The sequence below is a fragment of the Saccharothrix espanaensis DSM 44229 genome (assembly GCF_000328705.1).
In the GTDB taxonomy this organism is placed as follows: Bacteria; Actinomycetota; Actinomycetes; order Mycobacteriales; family Pseudonocardiaceae; genus Actinosynnema; species Actinosynnema espanaense.
Map to the genome: position 1 here is coordinate 8016111 of NC_019673.1, position 21694 is coordinate 8037804.

Annotated in this window: 24 protein-coding genes; 7 read left to right on the plus strand and 17 right to left on the minus strand. The window is 73.7% G+C overall.

Going from position 1 to position 21694, the window contains the following annotated elements:
* Nucleotides 1–3: 3 nt before the first annotated feature.
* The 6 genes from BN6_RS35005 to BN6_RS35030 all read right to left on the minus strand — a co-directional run bounded on the left by BN6_RS35005 (nt 4) and on the right by BN6_RS35030 (nt 6247).
* A complete protein-coding gene (locus BN6_RS35005; protein ID WP_015104592.1) occupies nt 4–1179 on the minus strand; it encodes a cysteine desulfurase family protein in 1176 nt (391 codons plus the stop codon).
* A complete protein-coding gene (locus tag BN6_RS35010; protein ID WP_015104593.1) occupies nt 1179–2573 on the minus strand; it encodes an MFS transporter in 1395 nt (464 codons plus the stop codon). The genes BN6_RS35005 and BN6_RS35010 overlap by 1 nt, the downstream gene beginning before the upstream one ends.
* Before the next feature lie 110 nt (nt 2574–2683).
* Nucleotides 2684–3571: a lysophospholipid acyltransferase family protein gene (locus tag BN6_RS35015; protein ID WP_015104594.1), complete on the minus strand. Its 888-nt coding sequence runs from the start codon at nt 3569–3571 to the stop codon at nt 2684–2686.
* On the minus strand, nt 3568–4341 hold the full coding sequence (locus BN6_RS35020; RefSeq protein WP_015104595.1) for a GNAT family N-acetyltransferase: 774 nt from the start codon (nt 4339–4341) through the stop codon (nt 3568–3570). Before BN6_RS35020 ends, BN6_RS35015 begins: the two co-directional genes overlap by 4 nt.
* A gap of 149 nt (nt 4342–4490) precedes the next feature.
* Complete coding sequence (locus BN6_RS35025; RefSeq protein WP_015104596.1) at nt 4491–5450, minus strand: electron transfer flavoprotein subunit alpha/FixB family protein; 960 nt, start codon at nt 5448–5450, stop codon at nt 4491–4493.
* Between the two features lie 14 nt (nt 5451–5464).
* Nucleotides 5465–6247, minus strand: coding sequence for an electron transfer flavoprotein subunit beta/FixA family protein (locus tag BN6_RS35030; RefSeq protein ID WP_015104597.1), 783 nt, complete (start codon nt 6245–6247; stop codon nt 5465–5467).
* 292 nt (nt 6248–6539) lie between these two features.
* Between BN6_RS35030 and BN6_RS35035 the strand changes: the two genes are divergently transcribed.
* Together BN6_RS35035 and BN6_RS47540 are read left to right on the plus strand one after the other, a co-directional pair.
* Nucleotides 6540–7382 carry a DegV family protein gene (locus BN6_RS35035; protein WP_015104598.1) on the plus strand — a complete coding sequence of 281 codons (843 nt, stop codon included), beginning with the start codon at nt 6540–6542 and terminating at the stop codon, nt 7380–7382.
* 62 nt (nt 7383–7444) lie between these two features.
* On the plus strand, nt 7445–7588 hold the full coding sequence (locus BN6_RS47540; RefSeq protein WP_173430502.1) for a hypothetical protein: 144 nt from the start codon (nt 7445–7447) through the stop codon (nt 7586–7588).
* 61 nt (nt 7589–7649) lie between these two features.
* On the opposite strand, the gene BN6_RS35040 is transcribed toward BN6_RS47540, so the two are convergent.
* The 3 genes from BN6_RS35040 to BN6_RS42710 are packed head-to-tail and all read right to left on the minus strand — an operon-like array spanning nt 7650 to nt 9914.
* Complete coding sequence (locus tag BN6_RS35040) at nt 7650–8345, minus strand: hypothetical protein (protein WP_015104599.1); 696 nt, start codon at nt 8343–8345, stop codon at nt 7650–7652.
* A gap of 7 nt (nt 8346–8352) precedes the next feature.
* Complete coding sequence (locus BN6_RS35045) at nt 8353–8934, minus strand: OmpA family protein (RefSeq protein ID WP_015104600.1); 582 nt, start codon at nt 8932–8934, stop codon at nt 8353–8355.
* On the minus strand, nt 8934–9914 hold the full coding sequence (locus BN6_RS42710; RefSeq protein ID WP_015104601.1) for a coiled-coil domain-containing protein: 981 nt from the start codon (nt 9912–9914) through the stop codon (nt 8934–8936). Before BN6_RS42710 ends, BN6_RS35045 begins: the two co-directional genes overlap by 1 nt.
* Nucleotides 9915–10228: 314 nt before the next feature.
* Here BN6_RS42710 and BN6_RS35055 point away from each other — a divergent pair, with 314 nt between their 5' ends.
* Nucleotides 10229–10975: a class I SAM-dependent methyltransferase gene (locus BN6_RS35055; RefSeq protein ID WP_041315191.1), complete on the plus strand. Its 747-nt coding sequence runs from the start codon at nt 10229–10231 to the stop codon at nt 10973–10975.
* Nucleotides 10972–12450 carry a 1,4-alpha-glucan branching protein domain-containing protein gene (locus BN6_RS35060; RefSeq protein ID WP_015104603.1) on the plus strand — a complete coding sequence of 493 codons (1479 nt, stop codon included), beginning with the start codon at nt 10972–10974 and terminating at the stop codon, nt 12448–12450. Before BN6_RS35055 ends, BN6_RS35060 begins: the two co-directional genes overlap by 4 nt.
* Before the next feature lie 10 nt (nt 12451–12460).
* Here BN6_RS35060 and BN6_RS35065 read toward each other — a convergent pair whose 3' ends face one another.
* Entirely contained in the window at nt 12461–12685 is a 225-nt protein-coding gene (locus BN6_RS35065; RefSeq protein ID WP_041315195.1) for a hypothetical protein, read from the minus strand.
* Nucleotides 12686–12739: 54 nt separating this feature from the next.
* On the opposite strand from BN6_RS35065, the gene BN6_RS35070 reads away from it, so the two are divergent.
* Complete coding sequence (locus tag BN6_RS35070) at nt 12740–13987, plus strand: glycosyltransferase family 4 protein (RefSeq protein ID WP_015104604.1); 1248 nt, start codon at nt 12740–12742, stop codon at nt 13985–13987.
* Between the two features lie 69 nt (nt 13988–14056).
* Here the strand turns inward: BN6_RS35070 and BN6_RS35075 are convergent, their stop codons facing one another.
* Nucleotides 14057–14995, minus strand: coding sequence for an NADP-dependent oxidoreductase (locus BN6_RS35075; protein WP_041315198.1), 939 nt, complete (start codon nt 14993–14995; stop codon nt 14057–14059).
* 67 nt (nt 14996–15062) lie between these two features.
* Between BN6_RS35075 and BN6_RS35080 the strand changes: the two genes are divergently transcribed.
* Complete coding sequence (locus BN6_RS35080) at nt 15063–15470, plus strand: winged helix-turn-helix transcriptional regulator (protein ID WP_015104606.1); 408 nt, start codon at nt 15063–15065, stop codon at nt 15468–15470.
* 233 nt (nt 15471–15703) lie between these two features.
* On the opposite strand, the gene BN6_RS35085 is transcribed toward BN6_RS35080, so the two are convergent.
* Nucleotides 15704–16450, minus strand: coding sequence for an acyltransferase (locus BN6_RS35085; protein ID WP_041315201.1), 747 nt, complete (start codon nt 16448–16450; stop codon nt 15704–15706).
* A complete protein-coding gene (locus tag BN6_RS35090) occupies nt 16447–16866 on the minus strand; it encodes a GNAT family N-acetyltransferase (protein ID WP_041315204.1) in 420 nt (139 codons plus the stop codon). Before BN6_RS35090 ends, BN6_RS35085 begins: the two co-directional genes overlap by 4 nt.
* Before the next feature lie 90 nt (nt 16867–16956).
* Here BN6_RS35090 and BN6_RS35095 point away from each other — a divergent pair, with 90 nt between their 5' ends.
* Nucleotides 16957–17904: a nucleoside hydrolase gene (locus tag BN6_RS35095; protein WP_015104609.1), complete on the plus strand. Its 948-nt coding sequence runs from the start codon at nt 16957–16959 to the stop codon at nt 17902–17904.
* On the opposite strand, the gene BN6_RS35100 is transcribed toward BN6_RS35095, so the two are convergent.
* The 4 genes from BN6_RS35100 to BN6_RS35115 form a co-directional block, all read right to left on the minus strand.
* Nucleotides 17878–19032, minus strand: a complete 1155-nt coding sequence (locus BN6_RS35100) for a THUMP-like domain-containing protein (protein ID WP_015104610.1) — start codon at nt 19030–19032, stop codon at nt 17878–17880. The two genes, BN6_RS35095 and BN6_RS35100, sit on opposite strands and share 27 nt — an antisense overlap.
* Entirely contained in the window at nt 19033–19998 is a 966-nt protein-coding gene (locus tag BN6_RS35105; protein ID WP_015104611.1) for a class I SAM-dependent methyltransferase, read from the minus strand. It abuts the gene before it with no gap.
* 61 nt (nt 19999–20059) lie between these two features.
* A complete protein-coding gene (locus BN6_RS35110) occupies nt 20060–20839 on the minus strand; it encodes an enoyl-CoA hydratase/isomerase family protein (RefSeq protein ID WP_015104612.1) in 780 nt (259 codons plus the stop codon).
* Between the two features lie 37 nt (nt 20840–20876).
* Nucleotides 20877–21653 carry an ABC transporter ATP-binding protein gene (locus BN6_RS35115; protein ID WP_051075852.1) on the minus strand — a complete coding sequence of 259 codons (777 nt, stop codon included), beginning with the start codon at nt 21651–21653 and terminating at the stop codon, nt 20877–20879.
* Nucleotides 21654–21694: the final 41 nt, after the last annotated feature.

Below are 21694 nucleotides of genomic sequence, written 5' to 3' on the forward strand. Positions count from 1 at the left end.
CGCTCACACCTCCGCCTTGAGTCGCTTCATCCCCGCGATGCCCGCCGTGCGGGCCCGGTCCACCACCGGTCCGATCGCCTCGGCCAGCTCCCGCACCTCGCCGGTGGTCGAGGTGTGCCCCAGCGAGAACCGCAGCGAGCCGCGCGCCAGCACCGGGTCCACGCCCATCGCCAGCAGCACGTGGCTGGGCTGCGCGACGCCGGCCGTGCACGCCGAGCCCGTCGAGCACTCGATCCCCTTGGCGTCCAACAGCATCAGCAGGCTGTCGCCCTCGCAGCCGGGGAAGGTCAGGTGGGCGTTGCCGGGCAGCCGGTCCACCGGGTCGCCGTTGAGCAGCACGTCCGGCACCGCGCGGCGCACCTGCGCGAGGAGGTCGTCGCGCAGCGCGGCCAGCTCGCCGGCGCGCGCGACCTGCTCGGTCACCGCGTGGCGCACGGCGGCGGCCAGGGCGACGATCGCGGGCACGTCCAGCGTCCCGGAGCGCACGTCGCGCTCCTGGCCGCCGCCGTGCAGCAGCGGGGTCGTCGGCACGTCGCGGCCCAGCAGCAGCACGCCCACGCCGTACGGACCGCCGACCTTGTGCCCGGACACGGTCAGCGCGCTCGCGCCGGACGCGGTGAAGTCCACCGGCACCGCGCCGACCGCCTGCACCGCGTCGGTGTGGAACGGGATGCCGCGCGCGGCGGCCAGCGCGGCCAGCTCCACCACCGGGTTGACCGTGCCGACCTCGTTGTTCGCCCACATCGCGGTGACCAGGGCCACGTCGTCGTCGAGCACCTCGGCCAGCGCCTCGGGCCGGATCCGGCCCAGCTCGTCGGGCTCCAGCCAGGTGACCGACGCGCCCTCGTGCTCGGCCAGCCACTGCACGGTGTCCAGCACGGCGTGGTGCTCGACGCTGGACGCGACGACCCGGCGCCGGCGGTCCGTGCGGCGGGCCCAGTAGACGCCCTTGACCGCGAGGTTGTCGCTCTCCGTGCCGCCGCTGGTGAAGATGACCTCGGACGGGCGGGTGCCCAGGGCGTCCGCGATGTCCTCGCGGGCCTCCTCGACCGCACGCCGCGCCCGCCGCCCGGAGGTGTGCAGCGACGAGGCGTTGCCCGTGGTGGACAACGCCCTGGTCATCGCCTCGATCGCCTCGGGGAGCATGGGGGTCGTGGCGGCGTGGTCGAAGTAGGCCATCAGTCCTCCAGGGTAGCCCGGCCCAGCCTCGTGGTGAGCACGGCACCAAGGACCGAGACGCCGGCCATCAGCAGGTCGAAGGGCACGACGGCGGCGGTGGGCGCGGCGGTGGAGGCGAACCGGGCGACCAGCACCCCGCCGAGCCCGACCATCAGCGCCGAACCCAGCATGTCGCTGATCTGCAGCGCCGCCGAGTTGAAACCGCGGTCCACGTCGCTGGACGCGGCCAGGGTGAGCACGCTCAGGCTCGACATCGCCAGCCCCATGCCCGCGCCGGCGACCGTCCACAGCACCGGGGTGAGGAACGCGGGGCCCCACGAAGGTGCGATGAGCGTCACGCCGGCCACGCCGACGGCGTTGAGCACGAACCCCCAGCGGACCATGGTGGCGCGCGGGACGTCGGGCTTGCGCGACTGCCACCACGCGCCGGTCGTCCAGCCCAGCGCGCTCAGCGTCAGCGGGATGCCGGCGGCGATGGCCGAGTAGCCGTGCACCGAGGTGAGGGTGAGCGGGATGAACGCCTCGACCGCGAAGAACGAGCCGGCCAGCAGGCCGCGGGCCAGGATCGTCATCGGCAGGCCGCGGCGGGCCCGCAGCGTGCCCTTGGGCAGCAGGACCCGCAGCGCCGGGACGAGCACGGCCAGCCCCGCCAGCCCGATCACCAGGTTGATCCCGGTCGGGTGCTGCGCGGCCCAGCTCAGCCCCACCACGCCCAGCCCCGCGCCCAGCGCGGCCCACGGCAGACCGCGCCGGCGGGTCTCGTCGGGCCGGTGCGCGGGCAGCTTGCCCAGCACCGGGACCAGCAGCAGCACGCCGAGCAGCACGAACGGGGCCAGCCCGAGGAACACCCACCGCCAGGACAGCGCCTCGGTGAGCCACCCGGACACCGCCGGCCCCACCAGCGACGGCACCACCCAGGCGCTGGCCACCAGGCCGAACACGGCGGGCCGGTCGCGCTCCGGGTAGACCAGCCCGATCAGCACGTAGGCGGCCACGATCTGCGCGCCGCCGCCGAGCCCCTGGAGCACCCGGCCGAGCAGCAGTACCGTCATGTCCTGCGCCAGTCCGGCGACGACCAGGCCGACCAGGAACAGCGCGGGCCCGATCAGCAGGCTCGGCCGAGGCCCGCGCAGGTCGCTGAGCCGTCCGGACAGGACGGTGGCGATGACGCTGGCGGCGAGGAAGGCCAGGAACGGCCACGCGTACAGGTCGTCGCCGCCCAGCTCCGCCACCATCCGCGGCATGGCCGTGCCGACGCCCATGTTCTCGAACGCGAGCAGCGTGACGAGCAGCACGATCCCCGCCGTGGGTCCCCTCCGCTCGGGAGTCCAGAGCCGGCCCTTGTTCGTCGTACCGGACTCGTGTCCCGCGTCGGTGGTGCTCACGCGCCCCATGTTTCAACCTCGACCCCGGTGGAGGTCAAGCCGAAGTGACGCGGAGGGCGCGGGCGGGGCACGGCGGGGGCGCGTAGGCGACCGCGCCCCCGCCGGGGTTCCGCCCGGGTTCAGCGGCGTGCGGTGGTCCGCTGCTCGACCGGTTTGCGGCTTCGGTGGACGCGCTGGATCGGGACCAGGACGTCTCCGTACAGCGCTCGTTCGGACTCCCACTGCACCAGGCCGGCCAGGTCTCGGCGGTCGGCGGCGCGGCCGGGGGCGATCTCGTCGAGCACGTGCACCTCGACCACCAGGCCGCGCAGGCGCAGCACGCGCAGCAGGGAGCCGACGAGGGTGTCCGAGCCGACGAACGCCGCCCGGCTCGTGGGCTCGCCGTCGACCAGGTAGCGCAGGACCACCGGCCGGACCGGCACGCCGGCGTCCAGGGCGGACTGGAACAGCGCCGGGCGGTAGCGGCCGGAGGCCAGGCCGCACCACGTGGTGCCCTCGGCGTGGATGCCCACCGCCGCGCCGTCGCGCAGCGCGGCGGCCAGCTCGGCCACCGTCCCGGGCAGCAGCGAGAGCCGCTCGCGGTCCAGGTAGACGGTCCGGGCGGCGGTGATCAGCCGGCCCAGCACCGGCCAGTCCCGGATCTCCCGCTTGGCCACCAGGCGGATCGGCTGCACCGCGTCGATCGCCAGTTCGTCCAGCCACGACACGTGGTTGGACACGACCAGCACGCCACGGCCGGGCGTGGCCTGGAAGACCGGGCCGCCGGTGACGTCCAGCCGCGCGCCGAACGCCCGCACCAGCGCCCGGAACCAGCGGCGCAGCACCGCTTCGCGCGTCCGGCCCTGGCACACCAGTGCCGCGAGCCCCACGAACACCCCGCACGACAGGACGGTCAGCGCGGTGACGACCCGCCACGCCAGCCGGAAGGCGCCCACCGACGGGGTGGCGTGGTCCACGCACCCGTCACCGCACGGCGAGTACGGCATCCACGCGTGCGGGGCGGTCATGATGTCTCGCCCAGGAAGAACTTGAGGTACCGCTGGTCGACGTGCTCCATCCCGAGCAGCACGAACAGGTCGGCCACGCCGAAGTCCTCGTCCAGCGCGGGCCGGCCGCACACCCACGCGCCCAGCCGCAGGTAGCCCTTCAGCAGCGGCGGCAGGACGGCCTTCGCGGGGCGTGGCACGGCGTCGACGTCCCACGGGTTCAGCGGCGTCACCCGGTACTGCTCGGGCGCGTAGTGCTTGGCGTGCACCTGGTCCCACACGCCGGCCGCGTACGAGCCGCCGTCGTTCAGGGGCACGGAGGCGCAGCCGACCAGCCACGAGTGGCCCGACAGCAGCATGTAGCGGGCGATCCCGGCCCACACCAGGGACACCACGGCCCCGGTGCGGTGGTCCGGGTGGACGCAGGACCGGCCGGTCTCCACGACGCCCGGCCGCAGCGCCGCGAGCCGCGACAGGTCGAACTCGGTGTCCGAGTAGAGCCGGCCCGCTTCGGCGGCCCGCTCGGGCGGCAGCATCCGGTAGGTGCCGACGATCTCGCCGGTGCGGTCGTCGCGCACCACCAGGTGGTCGCAGAACTCGTCGAACGGGTCCACGTCGTGGTCGGCGACGGGCGAGTGCAGGGTCGCGCCCATCTCCCCGGCGAAGACCTGGTGGCGCAATCGCTGCGCGGCCACCACCTCGGCGCTGTCGCGGGCGACGAGCAGGGAGTACCGCGGCGCGTCGGCGGCGGCGTCGTTCCCGGTGCTGACAAGCAGTTGAGGCTGCGTCATGGCACTGGTGTACCGACCGGACGGCGTATTCCAGCAGGTTGTTCCGATGACGCATCAGTGGCAGGACGGTTAAACCCTGGTGCGCCGAGTCGGCAAGAGGGCCGTACCTGCGAAAACGCGGGTACGGCCCTCGGCTTTTCCAGCGGTGCTCAGCCCTTGCGCTTGTCGACCTCGCCGGTCAGCTGCGGGGCGACGGTGAACAGGTCGCCCACCACGCCGAAGTCCGCGATCTCGAAGATCGGGGCTTCCGCGTCCTTGTTCACGGCGATGATCGTCTTGGACGTCTGCATGCCCGCGCGGTGCTGGATCGCGCCGGAGATGCCCAGCGCGATGTAGAGCTGCGGCGAGACCGTCTTGCCGGTCTGGCCGACCTGGAACTGGTGCGGGTAGTAGCCGGAGTCCACCGCGGCGCGGGACGCGCCCACGGCCGCGCCCAGGCTGTCGGCCAGCTTCTCGACCACGGCGAAGCTCTCCGCCGAACCGACGCCGCGGCCACCGGAGACCACGACCGACGCCTCGGTCAGCTCCGGGCGGTCGCCGCCGACGATCGGCTCGCGGCCGGTCACCCGGGTCACCTTGGCCGGGTCGGCGGCGGGCAGCTCGACCGACTGCTCCACGGCGTCACCGGGGGCCTCCTCGGCCTCGACGCCGCCGGGGCGCACGGTGATGACCGGCACGCCGGTGGTCACCTTGGACTTGACCACGAACGCGCCGCCGAAGACGGACTGGGTGCCGACGCCGTCGCCGTCCACGTCCACCAGGTCGTAGATCAGGCCGGAGCCCAGCCGCGCGGCGAGCCGGCCGGCCACCTCCTGGCCCTCGACGGTCGCCGAGACCAGCACGGCGGCCGGGGAAGCGGTGCCCGCGATGGTCGCCAGGGCGTCCACCTTGGGCGTGACGAGGTGGTTGACCGCGTCGTCGGACTCCACCGCGTACACCTTGGCCGCGCCGTAGCGGGCCAGCGACTCCTTCACCTTGCCCGCGGTGCCGGGCGATCCGACCACCACCGCGGCCGGCTCGCCGAGACGGCGCGCGGCGGATAGAAGCTCATGGGTGACCTTCTTGACCTCGCCGTCGACGTGGTCGACGAGGACCAGGACCTCAGACATGCGTTCCCTCGCCTTCAGATGAGCTTCTGGCCGACCAGGTACTCGGCGATCTTCGAACCGCCGTCACCCGAGTCCTCGACGCGCTGACCGGCGCTGCGCGGCGGCTTGGGAGCCGCCTCCAGCACCTGCGACCACGCGGCGCCGAGACCGACCTCGCCCGCGTCCAGCCCGAGGTCCGCCACGGTGAGCGTGGACACGGGCTTCTTCTTGGCCGCCATGATGCCCTTGAAGGACGGGTAGCGCGGCTCGTTGATCTTCTCGGTCACGCTGACCACGGCGGGCAGGTTCGCCTCGATGAAGGCCAGGCCCTCGTCGGTCTCCCGCTCGGCCTTGATCACGCCGCCCTCGACGGACAGCTTGCGCACCTGGGTGACCTGCGGCAGGCCGAGCAGCTCGGCCAGGATGGCCGGGATCGCGCCCGCGCGGCCGTCGGTGGCCTCGTTGCCGGCGATGACCAGGTCGAAGCCCTCGACCGTGCCGATCGCCTTGGCCAGGACCTTCGCGGTGGTCAGCACGTCGGAGCCGTGCAGCGACTCGTCGGAGACGTGGACCGCCTTGTCGGCTCCCATGGAGAGCGCTTTGCGGATCGCGTCGGTGGCGCGGCCGGGACCCATCGCGACCACCGTCACCTCGCCGCCGTGCGCCTCCTGGAGCAGCAGCGCTTCTTCCACCGCGCGCTCGTTGATCTCGTCGAGCACGGCGTCCGCGGATTCGCGGTCGAGGGTGTGGTCGGCGTCGGTGAGCTTGCGCTCGGACCAGGTGTCGGGCACCTGCTTGACCAGGACGACAATATTCATGGGTCCTCTTCGACCTCCTGCGGACGGGCGGCGATGTCTCGGGCGAGCCGGTAAGCCACGACCGATCCGCCGGGTGTGCTCAGTGTGTTTCGTGACCCTGCCATGTCATCGCCGCATTGGCATGGTGGTGTCTGCCACCCCGATGTTACCCGCGAGTAGCAGGGGTGCGCACACCGGCAGGCACCGCTGCCGCGTGACGATCCCCACAAGGCGGTATGAGGCCGGACGAACGATATCGTGCCTGCCCTCGGCGGCGTCGCGGGCCGGCGCCGCTCGGCTAGGGTCGGTGGACATGCACCGTCGAGTAGCGATCGTCACCGACTCCACCGCGTGCCTGCCGCCCCAGTTGGCCGAGAAGCTCGGCATCACCGTGGCGCAGATCCAGCTCCGCATCGGGGACCAGGTGGACGACGAGGCCCGAGTGCCGCTGCCCAGGCTCGTGGACGCCCTGCGCGACCAGGAGGACGTCGCCACCTCGCCGCCCGACCCGGGCGCCTTCTTCTGGACCTACGCCGACGCGGCGACGGCCGGGGCCGAGGCGGTCGTGTCGCTGCACGTGTCCACCGACCTGTCGCGCACCGCCGAAGCGGCCCGGCAGGCGGCCGACCAGGCGCGGGTCCCGGTGCACGTGGTCGACACCCGGACGTGCGGGATGAGCCTCGGCTACGCGGTGGTGGCCGCCGCGACGGCGGCCGCGGCGGGCGGCGACGTGCGCCGCGTCGTGGCCGCCGCGCAGCAGAGCTTCCGGCGCAGCACCGAACTCTTCTACGTCGACACCCTGGAGTACCTGCGGCGCGGCGGCCGGATCGGCGCGGCGGCGGCCCTGCTCGGCTCGGCGCTGTCGGTGAAGCCGCTGCTCACCATGACCGACGGCCGGATCGCGCCGCTGGACAAGGTGCTCGGCGCGGAACGCGCGCTGCGCCGGATGATCGACATCGCGGTCGGCCGGGCGGGCGGCGGCGAGGTCGACATCGCCGTGGAGCACTTCTCCGCGCCGGAACGGGCGCAGTCGGTGCTGGAGCAGTTGCGCGCCAAGCTGCCCACGGTGCGCCGCTTCCTGGTGACCACGGTCAGCTCGGCGATCGGCGCGCACGTCGGTCCGGGCGCGGTCGGCGTGACCGTTTCGCCGGTTTAGGAACTCCGGGCGGGGTTTGCCCGTTCACCCGTCAGGGAACCATGACGGGGAAAGGAGACGACATGCCTTCGCTGTTCAGCAAGCTTTCCGCGCTGGCCCGCAGTCCCCAGGGGCGTCGGGCCACCGAGCAGCTCAAGCACGCCGCCCGGGACCCGCGCAACAAGGCCAAGCTCCAGCAGTTCCTGCGCCGGCTGCGCAAGCGCTAGTCCAGCCGACCGGCCCGGCCGAGCAGGGGATCCAGGGCCTGCGGTCCGGGCCGGTGAACGCTCAGCGGGTCCGCCGCCGCGCCGCTTCGAACGTGCGCAGGTAGCGGCGGCGGAACTCGTTCGGGTCGGCCGGGTGCGCCGGCCGGTCGAGCGCGGGATCGGGCACCGACCACAGTCCGGGCTTCGCCTCCGGCGAGGCGGGTTGCGCCGGGAGCGCCGGTGGTTCGGCGGCGGCGTGCGTCGGCGGTTCGGGCCGCACCGGGGATTCGGCGGAGGTCGCCTGCGCGGGCAATTCCGGCACGGCCGGTTCCGGCGCGCTTTCCTCCACGACTTCAAGCTCCACCACGGCCTCCGGCTCGACCACCCGTGCCACGGGCACCGGCTCGACCACGTCGAGTTCGATCGCGTCGAGTTCGACTGCTGCCGGCTCGTCCACCACCGGCTCGACGTCGTCGGGTTCGGTGAGCGGGTCCTCGACCACCGAGGCCAGCGCCGGCACCAGGGTGAGGGCCGGCCGGGTCGGCTCGGCGGGCGGCGCGGAGATCGGCAGGCCCATCACCGGGTTGCGGTGGATGGGCTTGGTCGCGTAGTCGTCCGGCGGCCAGTGCAGGTCGAGCTTCGGCTCCTCCCGCACCGGTGCCGGCGCGGGGGCCGGCTCCGGTACGGGAGCACGTCTGAACATGTACGCGGTCAGCGCGCAACCCGCCGCGAACGACAGTGCGCACAACCCGAAGACGAAGGCGATCGCGCCTGACATAACGCTCCTACCCGACGAGCACGTCGACCTGCGGACCGCCGTCGGACGGCGGACCCCAGACCGGGTCGACCACGACCCGCGTGCTGATTGCCTCTTCCGGGACCCCTCGCGCGACCAGGAACGCGCGCACGAGCTGCGCCCGCTGCATGGCCAGCACGTCGCACCGGTGGCTCGCGGTCTCGCCGTTCCACGCGTGCGCGACCAGCGTCACGACCGCGCCGGTCGTCACGCCGAGCAGGTTGCCCACGCCCTGCTGGACCGCTTCGCCGCGCCCGACGAAGTCCGTGCCGCCGGGTGCGAACGTGATGCCCTTGACCCCGTTGCTGGAGAACAGGCTCGCCACGTTCTGCCGGGTCAGCTCAGGCGACGCCGGCAGCGGCGGCGCGACCGGCGACTCCGCCGGCGCGACCGTGGGACGCACCGGCAGCGGCGGGCGGGTCGGGTGCGACACGACGTGGCCGGGCGCGGACGAGAACGGCAGCGCGTCGGTGAGCTGCTCGCCGTAGACCGAGAACCCGAACGCGGTGATCCCGGCGGGCACCAGGACCAACCCCACCAGCAGCGGGAGGATCGGCAGCCCGCGCCGCATCAAGCCCCCACCCGCTGCCCGTCGGCGACCGGCTCGGTCGCGGTCTGCTGCTCGGGGATCAGGTTCGGCACGCGCTCCGCGGCGGCGGCCAGCGCGGCCCGCGCGGCGGCGAACTGGCCCACCACGGCCCGGCGCAGCTCGCGCAGCTCGTCGGCGTTCTGGTGGATCTCGGCGATCCGCCGCTGGGCCTCGCGGCAGGCCAACTTCACCACGAACGCGGCGCGCGCCTTGGCCAGCTCCTCCTGCTCGGCGAAGTGCTGCGCGGCCTCGTCGCGCCGGTGGGTCATGGTCAGCTCGAAGTAGTTGTGCGCCTTGGTGCGCCGCTCCTCGGACTCGGTCTCCAGGCGGTTGCACTGCTCGGCGGTCTCGCGCAGCAGCCGGTCCGCGTCGTCCTGCGCCTGCGCCATGGCGGCGGCGCAGTCGGCCTCGACCTGGCTGGTGCGGTTGGCCAGGTGGGTCTCGGTGTCCGCGCGCCGGCGCTCCAGGTCGACCTCGCGCTGGTCGAGCTCGGCGGCCCGGCGGGCGGCGGCCGCGCTCAGCTCGCGGGCGTGCTGGTCGGCGTCGGCGCGCAGCGCGGCGATCTCCGCCTCGGCCTCCCGGCGCAGCTCCGACAGCTCGACCTCGGTGCGCTTGCGCAGCGAGTCGACGTCGCGCTCGGCGCGCAGCCGCAGCTCGGCGGATTCCTCCTCCGCCAGCAGCAGCATCCGGTGCAGCCGCTCGGTCGCGCCGGCGGTCGTGGCGGGCGACATCTCCAGCCGCTCGACCCGCGCCCGCGCCCCCTCCAGGTCCCCGCGGGTCATCTCCAGCAGCTTGCGCAGGTCGGCCGCCTGGGCGAGCGCCTCGGCCCGGTCCACGCTGGTGTACCGGAGCTGTTCCTCCAGGTTCTCGATGTGCTCGATCACCTGTCGGCGGTGGAATCCGCGGTAGACGACGTCGAAACCCGCGTGCAGCGGAACAATCTCCGGCTCTTTCGCACCCATGGCCGCCCCACTCGTTTGAAGATTGACCGAGGATACCGACCGGAAGAGTGATCAACCAGCACTAACGTGCCACGACGGGCTTCGCAGAGCCCTGGCCGGCACGCCGTCTTGCAGGGCAAACGATGGAATGAAAGATCAACACGACACAACTTCAGGTCACCCGATTGTGTCATTTCCAGGTCACGGTCGAACCCGCGAACAATCGCCCGCCCGAGGACATCCGGTAATCGAAACCGAGATGTTCACACGAAACAGTGACACCCGGTTGGCCAGGTCCTTGCTACCGGCGAGTAACGAGCGACTACGCTGGCCGGGTGACCGTCGAGCCGCTGCCCCTCACCGGCGAGCGCACCGTGCCCGGGATCCCCGCCGAGAACTACTGGTTCCGCCGCCACGAGGCCGCGTACCTCGACCTCGTCCGGCACTGCACCGGCGCGGTGGTGCTGGAGGCGGGCTGCGGCGAGGGCTACGGAGCCGCCCTGATCGCCCGGCACGCGGCCCGCGTCGTCGCGCTGGACTACGACCTCCAGACCGCCGCGCACGCCGCCCGCGCGTACCCCGAACTCGCCGTGGTGCGCGGGAACCTGGCAGCGCTGCCGCTGGCCGCCGAGAGCGTCGACGTGGTGGCCAACCTCCAGGTGATCGAACACCTGTGGGACCAGGAGGGCTTCCTGGCCGAGTGCACGCGGGTGCTGCGCCCCGGCGGCCGGCTGATCGTCACCACGCCGAACCGGATCACCTTCTCCGCCGGCCGCGACACGCCCCTGAACCCGTTCCACACCAGGGAACTCGCCGCCGGCGAGCTGGCCGACCTGCTGACCGGCGCGGGGCTGGTGGTGGAACTGCTGGCCGGGCTGCGGCACGGGCCGGCGCTGCGCGCGCTGGACGCCCGGTTCGGCGGCTCGATCATCGACGCCCAGGTGGCCGTGGTCGTGGACGACAACCCGTGGCCGGCCGACCTGCTGGCCGCCGTCGAAGGCGTGCGCAGCGCGGACTTCGAGATCACCACCGACGACCTGGACGCGAGCCTCGACCTGGTCGCGGTGGCGGTCCGGCCATGACCGAGGGGACCTTCTGCCTGGTGCTGCACAGCCACCTGCCGTGGCTGGCGCACCACGGGGCCTGGCCGGTCGGCGAGGAGTGGCTCTACCAGGCGTGGGCGCACTCGTACCTGCCGGTCGTGGACCTGCTGGAGCGGTTCGCCGGCGAAGGCCGCGAGGACGTGCTGACCCTCGGCGTCACGCCGGTGCTGGCCGCGCAGCTCGACGACCCGTACTGCCTGCGCGGCGTGCACGACTGGCTGGGCGACTGGCAGTTGCGCGCGCACAGCGCGGCACCCCGGCTGCCGGAGCTCTCGGCGCGCGAGCACCGGGCGTCGCGGTGGGCGCTGGAGAAGTTCGAAACCCGGTGGCGGCACGGTTTCTCCCCCATCCTGAAGTCCCTTGTGGACAGTCGGACGGTGGAGCTGCTGGGCGGACCGGCGGCGCACCCGTTCCAGCCGCTGCTCGACCCGGGGCTGCGGGCGTTCTCGCTGCGCACCGGGCTGGCCGACACCCGGCTGCGGCTCGGGTCCGCGCCCGAGGGCATCTGGGCCCCCGAGTGCGCGTACGCGCCGGGCATGGAGGAGGGGTACGCGGCGGCGGGCGTGCGGCGGTTCCTGGTCGACGGGCCGTCGCTGCACGGCGACACGGCCGCCGCGCGTCCGGTGGGGTCCTCGGACGTGCTGTGCTTCGGACGCGACCTGGAGGTGTCCTACCGGGTGTGGTCGCCGAAGGTCGGCTACCCCGGCGACCCGGCCTACCGCGACTTCCACACCTACGACCACCCCAGCGGGCTCAAGCCGTCCCGGGTGACCGGCGTGCGGGTCGAGCCCGGGGACAAGGCCCCGTACTCGCCGCAGGACGCCGCCGTCGTGGTGCGGCGGGACGCGGCGGACTTCGTGGACGTCGTGGTGCGGCGGCTGCGGTCGCTGCGCGAGCGGCACGGGAAGCCGTCGCTGGTCGTCGCCGCGTACGACACCGAGCTGTACGGGCACTGGTGGCACGAGGGCCCGGCGTGGCTGGAGGCCGTGCTGCGGGCGCTGCCCGAGGCCGGCGTGCGGGTGACGACGCTGCGCGGCGCGGTGGAGGCGGGCCACGTCGGCGCGCCCGTGGAGATCCCGCCGTCGTCGTGGGGCGCGGGCAAGGACTGGCACGTCTGGAACGGGCCGCAGGTCGCCGACGTCGTGGACCTCAACGCGGGCGTCCAGCGCGAACTGCTCGCGCTCGACCTCGCCGGCCGCACCCGCGACCCGGTCGCCGACCAGGCCGTGCGGGAGGCGCTGCTGGCGCTGTCCAGCGACTGGGCCTTCATGGTCACCAAGGACTCGGCCGCCGACTACGCCCGCTACCGCGCGAAGGTGCACGCGGACCGGTTCGCCGAACTCGCCGCGCTGCTGCGCCCCGGTGGCGGGCGCGGTCGTGGGCGCGCGCGGGCGGCCGAACTCCGGGCCCTGGACGGGCCGTTCGGCCACCTCGACGCGCGCGGGCTCGGCTGATGCGCCCGGCTCAGGACCCGCCGGGGTCGCCCACCCGCCCTTCCAGCCGTTCGGTGGTCCCGGCGGAGCCGGGGTGGTCGATCCGGGCCTGCGTGACCGGACCCGCCTTCGACCGGCCCACCCGGTCCGCCGGTCGCTCCAGACCGGCCCGCTTGGCGCGCGCCCGGCGGTCCACCACGAAACCGGCGGCCAGCAGTAACGCGCAGAACAACACCCCGTACGCCCAAGGCTGCATGGCAACTCCCCCCTCGATGACTTCGAGGGTATCCGCGGAATGCGAGGATGCGACATGCGCGTGCTGATGTTGTCGTGGGAGTACCCGCCGGTCGTAGTGGGCGGGCTGGGTCGGCACGTGCACGCCGTGGCGACCGAACTGGCCCGGCAGGGGCACGACGTCGTCGTGCTGTGCCGTCAGCCCACCGGGTCCGACGCCGTCACGCACCCGACGTCGGACTCGCCGGTGGAGGGCGTCCGGCTGGTCCGGGTCGCCGAGGACCCGGCGCACCTGGTGTTCGAGCGCGACCTGGTGGCGTGGACGCTGGCCATGGGCCACGCGATGACCCGCGCGGGCCTGGCGCTGCTGCGCGGGTGGCGGCCGGAGGTCGTGCACGCGCACGACTGGCTGGTCACCCACGCCGCGATAGCCCTCGCCGAGGCCGCCGGCGTGCCGCTGGTGGCCACCGTGCACGCCACCGAGGCCGGCCGGCACAGCGGGTGGCTGTCCCAGACGCTCAACCAGCAGGTGCACTCGGTGGAGTGGTGGCTGGCCAACCGGGCCGACTCGCTGATCACCTGCTCCGCGGCGATGCGGACCGAGGTGGCCCACCTGTTCGAGGTCGACCCGGCCGGGATCACCGTGCTGCACAACGGGATCGAGCCCCGGCGGTGGCGGGTGCGGCCGGCCGGGGTGGCGGCGGCGCGCGAAGAGTTCGCCGCCGACGGCCCGCTGCTGCTGTTCTTCGGGCGGCTGGAGTGGGAGAAGGGCGTCCAGGACCTGATCGCGGCGCTGCCCCGGATCCGCCGGGCGCACCGGGGCACCCGGGTGGTGGTGGCGGGCGGCGGCACGCACCGCGACTGGCTGGTGGAGCAGGCCCGCAAGCACCGGGTGCTGCGGTCGGTGCGGTTCGTCGGGCACCTGCCGGACCGCACGCTCGCGGCCGTGCTGGCGGCGGCCGACGCCGTCGTGCTGCCCAGCCGGTACGAGCCGTTCGGGATCGTGGCGCTGGAGGCGGCGGCCGCCGGGACGCCGCTGGTCGCGTCCACCGCGGGCGGGTTGGGCGAGGTCGTGCTGGACGGCGTGACCGGGCTGTCGTTCGCGCCGGGTGACGTGGACGGGCTGGCGCGGGCCGTGCGCTCGGTGCTGGCCGACCGGCCCGCCGCCGTGCGCCGGGCGAAGGCCGCGAAAGCCCGGCTGGGCACCGATTTCGACTGGGCCCGGATCGCCGCGGACACCGCCGGCGTCTACCGGGCGGCGGCCGCCCGGGAGCACGGGCCGCTCGGCCGGCCCAAGATCGCCACCGGCAACGCCTTCCTGTGACCGCCCGGCGCGGCGCGCCCGCGGACGGCCACGCGGACGGCCACGCGGACGGCTGGGCGGTCGGCGCGGTCAGACGGTCAGCACGATCTTGCCGGTGGTGCGGTTGGTCTCGCCGAGTTCCTGCGCCTTGGCGGCGTCGGCGAGCGGGAACGTCTCGGCCACCACCGGCCGCAGCCGGCCCTCGGCCACCAGCCCGGCGACCCGCTCCAGCGCGGTGTGGTCGGGGGTGACCAGCACCGACGTGGCCCGGATCCCGAGCGGCTCCGCCTCGGCCCGGACGGTGTCCACGTCGTTGGGCACCGCGACGGCCACGTAGACACCGCCCGGCTTGAGGACCCGCAGGGACCGGCTCGCGTAGTCGCCGCCGATCAGGTCGACCACGACGTCCACCGGGTCGACGGCGGTGAAGTCCTCGGTGCGGTAGTCGACCAGGTCGTCCGCGCCGAGGTCGCGCAGCAGGGCGTGCTTGGCGGCGCTCGCGGTGCCCGTGACGTGCGCGCCGAGGGCCTTGGCGAGCTGCACGGTCAGGTGGCCGACCCCGCCCGCGGCGGCGTGCACCAGGACCCGCTGACCGGGCTGGAGGCGGGCCGCGTCGGTGAGCGCCTGCCAGCCGGTGAGCACGGCCAGCGGCAGGGCCGCCGCGTCGACGTGGTCCAGCGCCGCGGGCTTGCGGGCGAAGTGCCGGGCGGGTGCCGCGACGTACTCGGCGTAACCACCGCCGACCTCGGGGAAGCAGGGCATCCCGAACACCTCGTCACCGGCCTGGAACCGGTTCTCGCCGGGGCCGGGGTCGACCACGACGCCGGAGACGTCCCAGCCGGGGACCAGCGGCGGGCGGAACCAGTAGCCGTGCTCGCGGACCTTCCAGTCGATCGGGTTCACGCCGGCCGCGACCACCTGGACCAGCATCTTCCCGGGTCCGGCGGTGGGCCGTTCGATCTCCACCAGCTCCAGCACCTCGGGGCCGCCCAGCGCGGTCTGGCGGATGGCGCGCATCGTGTTCGTCATGGGGTAAAGGATCACCGCGGGTGGTACCTGTTGTGAAGAAGGCACCTTGATGGTATCTAGGTACCTCATGCATACCGTTCCCGACCTGCGAGCTCATGGCGGAGCCGACGCCTTCCTGCGCAACTGCGCGTCGCGGGCCGTGCTGGACCTGTTGACGAACAAGTGGGTGTGCCTGGTCGTGGGCGCGCTGCGGCCGGGCACGATGAGGTTCGGCGAACTGCGCCGCCGACTGGACGGCGTGACGCAGAAGATGCTCACCCAGACGTTGCGGGACCTCGAACGCGCCGGCCTCGTGCACCGGGCCGTGTACCCGAGCGTCCCACCGCGCGTGGAGTACAGCCTCACCCCGCTGGGGCAGAACGTCGCGGGCTTGATGGACGCGATCCGGGTGTGGTCGGAGGAGCACATCGACGACATCCGCACCGCGCAGGAGGCTTACGACACCAAAGCGGGCGAAGAACTCCAGCCGGTATGACGAGAACCGCGGAATGATCATTTTTGCGGAATAGCCGGAGACAACCCGGAGACAACACTGTTGGCAGCAACCGCTTCCGGCCTGGCCGGTCCACGATCGGAGGGTGCGGGGGCACCGTTGGCGAACAACCCTGCTCTGCGTCCGTGAGAACGGGAACGCCTGCTGCTCGAACCGTGGGGCTGGACGGGCATCGAGGCGTTCATCCCCTCGAAACCGCTGGAGTGACCGCCAGGTCAGTCCGACTTGCGCGACCGCTCCAGCGCTTCCCCGGCCTTGCGCGCCATGTCCGCCACGGCCGCACGGCGCACGGCGTCGGCCTCGTAGTCCTCGCGCCGGTCCTTCACCACGCGCGCCGGGATGCCAACCGCGATCTTGTAGTCCGGCACGTCGCCGCGCACCACGGCGTGCGCGCCCAGCACGCACCCGCGCCCGATCCGGGTGCCGCGGGTGACGGTGACCTTCGTGCCGAGCCAGCAGTCCGGGCCGATCCGCACCGGCGACTTCACGATGCCCTGGTCCTTGATCGGCAGCGCGATGTCGGCCGTCACGTGGTCGAAGTCGCAGATGTACACCCAGTCCGCGACCAGCGTGGCCGCGCCGATCTCGACGTCGAGGTAGCAGTTGACCGTGTTGTCCTTGCCGAACACGGCCTTGTCGCCGATCCGCAGCGAACCCTCGTGGCAGCGGATGGCGTTGCCGTCGCCGATGTGCACCCAGCGCCCGATCTCCAGCCGGCCGTAGCCGGGGCGGCAGTGCAGGTCGACGTTCTTGCCGAGGAACACCATGCCGCGCAGCACGACGTGCGGGTTGGCCAACCGGAACCGCAGCAGCCGCCAGTACCGGACCAGGTACCACGGCGTGTACGCGCGGTGGCGCAGCACCCACTTGAGGGACGCCAGGGTGAGGAACCTGGCCTGCGCCGGATCACGCCGCGCACTGCCCCACCTGGTCCACACGGGCGCACCCCACATGCTCGTCACGCGGGCACTCTAACCAGCGCCCGCGCACCCCTCGCGACGAACCCGTGCCGCAGGTAGAGGGCCCGCGCGCGGGCGTTCCCGGCCGCGACCTCCAGCCGCACGGCCCGCGTACCGGCCCACCGCACGACCCCGTCCACCAGCGCGTCGCCGACGCCCCGGCCCCGCGCGGCGGGCGCCACCCACAGCGAGAGCAGGTCGACCTCGTCGCCGTCGGCGGCGCTGACCATCCCGACGTCCGCGCCGTCGAGCACGGCCACCAGGTTGTGCGTCGCGGCCACCCGCCGCCGCCACCGCGCCTCGGGCGCGCCGACCCACTCCGCGTGGGTGGACGTGAACGCCGCCGGCGCGTCGAGCAACGCCGCCAACCGCAACGCCCGCCACCGCGCCCACTCGTCCTCGCCGATCACCTCAAGCACCCCCCGATCATCGCCGAACCTCGCGGCCCGCACCCGTGATCGACCCCACGGGACGCGGGGAAGCCCGCGGCTAGGGCAGGATGGGGGCACGTGACGACCCCTCTCATCATCGACACCGATCCCGGCGTGGACGACGCGTTCGCGCTCGCCCTCGCCGCGGCCAGTCCCGAGGTCGACCTGATCGGCGTGACCACGGTGTTCGGCAACGTGTCGCCGGAGCTCACCACCCGCAACGCGCTGCGCGTGCTGGCGCTGCTGGACCGGGAGGACGTGCCGGTCGCGGCGGGCGCGGCGCGGCCGCTGGTGCACCCCCAGCCGCACGTCTCGAAGGCGCACGGCTCGGACGGCCTGTCCGGTTTCGCCGACACCCTGCCCGAGCCCACCCGCGGCCCCGACCCGCGCGACGCGGTGACCCTGCTCAAGGACCTGCTCACCGCGGCCGACCGGCCGGTGACGATCGCGCCCATCGGGCCGTTGACCAACATCGCGCTGCTGCTCGCCGCGCACCCCGGCCTGCGCGCCAAGATCGCGCGGCTGGTCGTGATGGGCGGCGGGATCCGGGGCGGGAACGTCACCGCCGCCGCCGAGTTCAACCTGTGGTGCGACCCGGAGGCGGCCCGCCGGGTGCTGGTCGGCGCGGAGGTGCCGGTCACGCTGGTGCCGATGGACCTCACCCGGCGGTGCGCGGTCAGCGCGGCGTGGCTGGCGGAGCTGGGCGCGGCCTCCGAGGTCGGCGCGAAGCTGGTCGGCCTGACGCCGGACTACCTGGCCACCTACCGGAAGTTCCTGGGCTGGGACGGGATGGCGCTGCACGACGCGGTCGCGGTCGCCGAGGCGGTGCGGCCGGGGATCCTGGCGACCAGGCGCTTCCCGGTCGACGTCGAGTGCGCGTTCGGGCCGGGCCGGGGCGGGCTGCTGGTCGACGAACGGCTGGAGCACGCCGACCGGCCCGGGATCGACGTCGCCGTGGACGCGGACCTCGACGGGCTGCGCGGGTTCGTCCTGGACCGGCTACGTGCGCTCGGCGTGCGCCAGTAGGTAGGTCGGGGTCCGGCCGATCCGGGTCAGCACGACCGTCGCCTCCGCCCCGCCGGCGGGCTTGAGCCTGCGCCGCAGCGCGTTCGGGTCGACGTCGAGCCCGCGCACCAGGATCTCCAGCCGGCCGACGTCGTGCGCGCGCAGGACGCCGCGCAGCGACTTCTCGTTGTAGTGGCCGTGCTCCACCACCCGGAACGCGCGCACGCCCGGCGGCGGGGTGGGACCGGTCAGGTAGGCGATGTGCTCGTCCAGCTGCGCCAGGCCGTGCCGGGCGGCGTAGTGCCGCACCAGGCCGGCGCGCACCACCGCGCCGTCCGGGTCGACCAGCCACGCCCCGGGCGGGGTGACCGGGCAGTCGTCGGGCTCCGCGTCGGTGATCGTCCACGACGGGCCGGCCGACGACAGCACGCTGGCCCGCCGGGTGACGCCCGGCGTGGCCAGGCCCCGGGTCCACAGGCACGCCTCGCGGACCTGGCCGTCCAGCGAGACCAGCTCCACCTCGTCGGCCCACGGCGCGACCGCGAAGTCCGCGCCGGGCGCGCACTTCACGGCCAGGTCGCGGCCGGCGTAGGCGGCGGCGAGCCGGTCCAGCGGCGGCGCGAAGTCGGCCGGCCGCCAGGTCCGCCGGCCGGCCGAGTCCCGGCGGGCCGGGTCGGCGACCACCGGGACGTCGCGGGAGGTCGGCCGCAGCGCGTCGGCCCGCAGCAGCGGCACCCGCCCGCCCAGGTTGTGCCGGGCCATCGCCAGCCGCACCGGGTCCAGGTCCGAGCCGATCGAGCCGGCCGGCAGCGCGGCCAGGTCCGCGCCCACCGAGCACGTCACGTCGTGCACGACCCGCCCGGCGAACCGCCGCGCCCGGTGCTCCGCGACCGCGCGCGGGGTCGCCTGCTGGAGCGCGTCGTCGGTGTACAGCCCGTCCGTGAAGTCCACCTTGGACGGGGCTTTCCGGCGCAGCAGCAGGGTTTCCAACACGGCCGCGAAGCGCTCCGGCGCGACCTGGCGGGCCCGCCGGACGTCGGTCAGCCGGGACGCCGGGGTGAGCGGGAGGTCGGCCAACGCCGACAGCGCGGCGCACCCCGCGGCCGACCGCAGGTACGCCACGTCGTCGAGGCTGAACGCGTAGCCCACTCAGGCGACCGGCTTGCGGCCCGTCACGGAGACGTTGTAGAACACCTCGCGCGGCAGGACCTTGGCGAGCACGTTCTCGTCCACCCAGGACAGCCGCTGCCAGGTCCGGTAGGCGAACATCGCCCAGCCGAACCCGAGCTTGTCGCGCGGCACGGCCGCCTCGAACGTCCGCACCGGCCACCCGAACAGGGCCGCCGACAGCTCCTCGGTGACCGCCCGGACCTCGGTCGCCCCCGCGCCCCGCGCGGTGCGCTCCAGGTCGGCCGGGTCGAAGGTGTGCAGGTCCACCACGGCTTCCAGCGCGGCGGCGCGGGACGACTCGTCCAGCTCCTCCTGCGGCCGTCGCCAGCCGGTCAACGGCGCCAGCTTCGTCACGTTGGTGGTCAGCCACCACGTCAACTGGCCGAGCTTGCGGGCGTAGAAGTTGCCGATGTCGGTCGGGTCGCCCGCGAACACGAACCGCCCGCCGGGCTTGAGCACCCGCTGCACCTCGCGCATCGCCGCCGCCACGTCCGGGATGTGGTGCAGCACGGCGTGCCCGATGACCAGGTCGAACGTGTTGTCGTCGTACGGGATCCGCTCGGCGTCGGCGACCCGGCCGTCCACCGGCAGGCCCAGGTTCTCCGCGTTGCGCAGCGCCACCTCGACCATGCCGGGCGACAGGTCGGTGACCGAGCCCCGCTCGATCACGCCGCCCTGCATCAGGTTGAGCAGGAAGAAACCCGTGCCGCAGCCCAGTTCCAGCGCGTGCCCGTACGGGCCGACGCCGCCGGCCACCGCGCGGAAGCGGTCCGTCGCGTAGGTGATGCAGCGCTCGTCGTACGAGATCGACCACTTCTCGTCGTACGTGCCGGCTTCCCAGTCGTGGTAGAGCACGTTCGCGAGCTTCGGGTCGTCGTAGGCCGCCTTCACCTGCTCGGCCGTGGCGTGCGGGTTCGGCTTCGGGTCCACCGACGCGGCACCCACCGACGACGCACCCAGCGGCGCGGCGTCGACCGGGGTCGCGGGGACCGCCGGGGACTTCGGGTCAACGACCACTGAACTTCGCCTTTCCGGGGCCGTGCTCGATGAACGAGGCCATGCCCGTCTTCTGGTCCTCGGTGGCGAACATGGCCGCGAAGAGCTGGCTCTCCAGCTTCAGGCCGCTGCCCAGGTCGGTGTCCAGACCGCCGTCGATCGCGGCCTTGGCCGCCGCGTAGGCCCGCGCCGGGCCGCCGACGAACTGGCCGGCCCACCGCTTGGCGGCGGCGAACACGTCGTCCGGGGCGACGACCTCGTCCACCATGCCGATCCGCAGCGCCTCCTCCGCGCCGACGAACCGGCCGGTGAAGATCAGGTCCTTCGCCCTCGACGGCCCGACCAGCCGGGGCAGCCGCTGGGTGCCGCCCATGCCGGGGATGACGCCGAGCAGGATCTCCGGCTGGCCGACCTTGGCGTTGTCGCCCGCGATCCGCCGGTCCGCGCACAGCGCGAGCTCGAACCCGCCGCCCAGCGCGTAGCCGGTGATCGCGGCGACGGTCGGCTTGGGGATCTCCTCGACCGTGCGCAGCGCCGACTGGAACGACCCGGCGCGCGCCGCCATCTCGCCGTAGGACAGGTCGGCCATCTCCTTGATGTCCGCACCCGCCGCGAACACCTTCGGGCCGCCGTGCACGATCACCGAGTACACGTCCGCCCGGCCCGCCGCCTCCAGCGCCGCCGCCCGGATCTCCTCCTGGACCTGCCGGTTCAGCGCGTTCATCGGCGGGCGGTCCAGCCGGATGACGCCGATGCCGTCCTCGACTTCGAGCTTCACGAACTCACCCACAGGTCCTCCTCGACCTCCGTCGTCAGCGCCTCGCAGGTTACCCCTGGGTAGCTTTGCGGCGCGCGAAGTACCGGTCGCCCGACCGCTGGAGCTCCAGCGGCTGGTCGAACGTCTTGGACAGGTTCTCCTCGGTGAGCACGTCGTCGAGCAGGCCCTGCGCCACGATCGCGCCCTCGCGCAGCAGCAGCGCGTGGGTGAAGCCCGGCGGGATCTCCTCCACGTGGTGGGTGACCAGCACGGTCGCCGGCGCGTCCGGGTCCAGCGCCAGCTCGGAGAGCCGGGCCACCAGGTCCTCGCGCCCGCCCAGGTCCAGCCCGGCGGCCGGCTCGTCGAGCAGCAGCACCTCCGGGTCGGTCATCAGGGCGCGGGCGATCAGCGTGCGCTTGCGCTCGCCCTCGGACAGCGTCCCGTAGGCGCGGTCGGCCAGGTGCCCGATGCCGAGCTGCCCCAGCAGCCGCTCCGCCCGGCCGGTGTCGAGCCGGTCGTACTCCTCGCGCCACCGGCCCAGCACCGCGTAGCCGGCGCTGACCACGAGGTCGAGCACCTTCTCCTCGGCCGGGATGCGCGCCCCGATCGCCGCCGAGCACAACCCGATCCGCGGCCGCAGCTCGAACACGTCGGTCTTGCCCACGCGCTCGCCCAACAGGTCCAAGGTGCCCTTGGTCGGGTGCAGCTCGGCTGCGGCAAGCCGCAGCAACGTCGTCTTGCCCGCGCCGTTGGGTCCGAGCACCACCCAGCGCTCGTCCAGCTCCACGCCCCAGTCGACGTCCCCGACCAGCGTGGTCTTGCCCCGTCGAACCGAAACACCCTGCATGTGGATGACCAGATCTTCGTTTTCCACGCCTGCCCTCGCCC